At 67.5% G+C, this 2932-nt stretch carries 5 protein-coding genes and 1 other RNA gene; 1 reads left to right on the top strand and 5 read right to left on the bottom strand.

Annotated elements, in window-relative coordinates:
- Positions 1 to 12: 12 nt before the first annotated feature.
- Entirely contained in the window at positions 13 to 447 is a 435-nt protein-coding gene (locus VGB60_RS09450) for a BlaI/MecI/CopY family transcriptional regulator (protein WP_331038015.1), read from the bottom strand.
- Positions 336 to 806, bottom strand: a complete 471-nt coding sequence (locus tag VGB60_RS09445) for a MotA/TolQ/ExbB proton channel family protein (protein ID WP_331038014.1) — start codon at positions 804 to 806, stop codon at positions 336 to 338. The genes VGB60_RS09450 and VGB60_RS09445 overlap by 112 nt, the downstream gene beginning before the upstream one ends.
- Before the next feature lie 165 nt (positions 807 to 971).
- On the opposite strand from VGB60_RS09445, the gene VGB60_RS09440 reads away from it, so the two are divergent.
- Complete coding sequence (locus VGB60_RS09440; protein WP_331038013.1) at positions 972 to 1172, top strand: hypothetical protein; 201 nt, start codon at positions 972 to 974, stop codon at positions 1170 to 1172.
- A gap of 1 nt (position 1173) precedes the next feature.
- Here the strand turns inward: VGB60_RS09440 and VGB60_RS09435 are convergent, their stop codons facing one another.
- From VGB60_RS09435 to ssrS, 3 genes are all read right to left on the bottom strand, one after another.
- Complete coding sequence (locus tag VGB60_RS09435) at positions 1174 to 1998, bottom strand: TIGR00282 family metallophosphoesterase (RefSeq protein ID WP_331038012.1); 825 nt, start codon at positions 1996 to 1998, stop codon at positions 1174 to 1176.
- A 10-nt stretch (positions 1999 to 2008) separates the two neighbouring features.
- Positions 2009 to 2554 carry a 5-formyltetrahydrofolate cyclo-ligase gene (locus VGB60_RS09430; RefSeq protein ID WP_331038011.1) on the bottom strand — a complete coding sequence of 182 codons (546 nt, stop codon included), beginning with the start codon at positions 2552 to 2554 and terminating at the stop codon, positions 2009 to 2011.
- Between the two features lie 193 nt (positions 2555 to 2747).
- A non-coding RNA gene (gene ssrS / locus VGB60_RS09425) (6S RNA) lies at positions 2748 to 2908 on the bottom strand.
- Between the last annotated feature and the right edge of the window lie 24 nt (positions 2909 to 2932).

Genomic DNA, 2932 nt, shown 5'->3' with positions numbered 1-2932 from the left:
GGTGATGGCGGGTTAAAGGTCGGGACGGTCCGCGAGCAGGGCGACCAGCCTGTCCGGCTTGCCGTCGAACAGCCGGTCCAGCAGGTCCTGCACCTCGCCCTCCACGTAGGTCTGGCGGTCGATCAAGGCGTGATAGCGCTGGCGCCCATCTTCCTTCACCGACTTCACCGCCCCTTTCTGGATCAGGCGGTGCAGCAGGGTCTTGATGGTGGCGTCTGCCCAGGGCTGGGCCGCCTTCACCTCCTCGATCAGGGAGGCGAAAGACAGCGGGCCCCGCCGCCAAAGCGGGGTGAGCACCGCGCTTTCCGCTTCGGTGACGTGCAGTCGCACCGCCGTCAGGACCCCAGAACCGTGCGGTCGATGCGGGCCTCGATGATCGAGTGGCAGATCACCCCGACAACCCCTGCCATCAGGCCCAGCAGGAACAGGAGCGCCGACTCGGCCCATCCCGGAGCCAGCACCGCCATAGGAACCGCCTCCCCGGCGTTGGCGATGCCGAGGAAGCCCATCAGCAGCACGAAGACCGCGCCCATGAGCCCTAGCAGCGGACCCCCCAACCTTAAGGCCGAGACGTAGGCCGATCCGCCCGAAAGCCTTCGCCCTGACGCGAGCTTGAGCACCGTCACCATCACGGCGGCCAGAGCACCGACGACCAGCGACAGCATGACCAACTTCACCTCCGGCGAAGCGTCGGCGAACACGTGGCCCAGGGTGAGGCGGTGAGTCGCCGCCGAGGCGACGCCGGGCGTCGCAAGCGCGATCAGAAGGGTCGACGCACCGGCGGAGGAAGCTCTGGGATCGGACATGGAGGGTTCCTTGCGTTGAAAATTTGGGTACGCCTAAGCTCTCGAGCGGCGCGAACGACATCGATGCACGCGACGCCCCGTCAGACTACATGTGTAATCTTAGTAGATTACGATTGTAAACTTCTGTGTCAAGCGGTATCGACGCCCGAACCGGAGGGACTCGTGATGGGAACTGCTGGAAAGGCGCGCGCCAGCCTCGTGGATCGGGCGCGGCGACGGCGCATTCGAACCGAACAGATCGAAACCGGACTGATCATCGCCCTGGCGGGGCTGGTGCTGTTCAAGGGCGCGCCCGCAATCGCCGGGCTCGCCCTCGCCTTCGGACAGATGATGGCGGAGCTGCTGCGCGTGTTGATCGCCGCCTGAGTCAGGCCGGAACGGGCACCGCCTGGCTCAGCCGTCCCCCTACCCGGATCGGCTCGACCCGCGTCGCCAGCCCCGTCCGGTCATCCGTCTCGACATAGACCCCGCAGATCGTCGCCGGTCCGTGCGCCGGAGCGTAGCGGCCGCCCGACAGCCGCGTCGTGAACCGCCGCAGCGGCTCTTCCTTCTCGTTGCCGATGACGCTGTCATAGTCGCAGCAGCCGCCGGCGTCCGTCTGATAGGCGGTCCCGCCCGGCAGGATCTGGCAGTCAGCGGTCGGGACGTGGGTGTGGGTGCCGACCACCAGTGACGCCCGCCCGTCGCAGAAATGGCCCATGGCCATCTTCTCCGAGGTCGCCTCGCAGTGCATGTCGACGATGATGGCGTCGGCGGCGACGCCCAAGGGACAGGCGGCCAGCTCCTTCTCGACCGCCCCGAACGGATCGTCGACCGCGTCCATATGGATGCGCCCCAGCGCGTTCATCACCAGCACGGTCTTGCCGGAATGGGTCTCGAACAGATTGGCCCCCGCCCCCGGGGCGTCCATCAGGCGCGGATAGTTGAGCGGGCGGATCAGCCGCGGCTCGCGCACAATATAAGTCAGGGCCTCGCGCTGGTCCCAGCTGTGGTTGCCCAGCGTCAGGCAGTCGGCGCCCGCCATGAACAGCTCGCGCGCGGTGTTCTCGGTGATGCCGAAGCCGCCCGCCGCGTTCTCGGCGTTCACCACCACGAAATCGAGCTTCAGGTCCCGCTTCAGGGCCGGCAGGTGATCGCTCAACCCGTCGCGGCCCGACTTGCCGACCACGTCGCCGAAAAACGCCAGCCTCATACCGTCTGCCTCATGCGAAGGCTCTATAGCCCCTCTCGGTCAGAACGCCATGCAGGCGGATGTCGTGCAGCTCGACCGGCAGATTTTCGACCTCCTGTCCGGCGTAGGCGAAGCCGACCCGCACCACGTCCGGCATCGCCGCGAAGGTGCGGTCGTAATAACCGCCGCCCTGCCCCAGCCGTCCGCCGCGAGCATCAAACGCCAGCAGCGGCGTCAGGATCAGGTTCGGGATCACCGTCTCCGCCAGCGGGAAGGGCGCGGGCACGCCGGCTTCGTCGAGCTCCAGCGGCTCCCCGGGCGACCACCGGCGAAAGATCATCGGCGCGTCCCGCTCGATGACGACCGGCAGGCACAAGTCGCGGCCTGCCGAGGTTAACGCCAGCGACAGGGCGGCGGTGTCGAGCTCGGAGCCGATGGCCCGATAGACGGCGGTGATCGCTCCAGCCGGCAGCGATCCTGCGTGCTCGGCCGCCCGACCGGGCGCGGTCGCGTCCAGCCCCGCCAGCCGTTTGCGCGTGGCGCGCATGGCGGCGCGGAGCTGATGCTTGTCGGTCATGGAGGGAAACCGCTCGGCCGCGTTGAACACGCCGTTCAGGCCTAGCCCGCGCCCACGCCACGCTCAAGCAGAGAGCACTGGCGCCGCCTCGCGCTCAAGCAGCGAGCCGCCGCGCGGCGAGCGATAGCGCACTCGCGCTCAAGCAGCGAGCGGCCGCGTCGCGAGCGATAGTGCTCAAAAAGAAGGAAAGGTTGGCGGCGCCGCAAGAACCGTGAAGGGCGTTAAATCCTCTCGAACCTGGGTAGCCAGGTGGGCGCCGTATGCCCAGGCCCACGGGCCTGATCAGGGACAGCTCCCTTCGAGTGATTTAAGGTCGCGAGGATATGTTGCCTTCGACGAGGGCCGCAGCAAGACCCGCCGTCGAGCAAGATAGTCCTT

This window comes from Brevundimonas sp. (assembly GCF_036399195.1).
GTDB lineage: Bacteria > Pseudomonadota > Alphaproteobacteria > Caulobacterales > Caulobacteraceae > Brevundimonas.
This window is presented reverse-complemented; position numbering and strand designations above follow the sequence as displayed.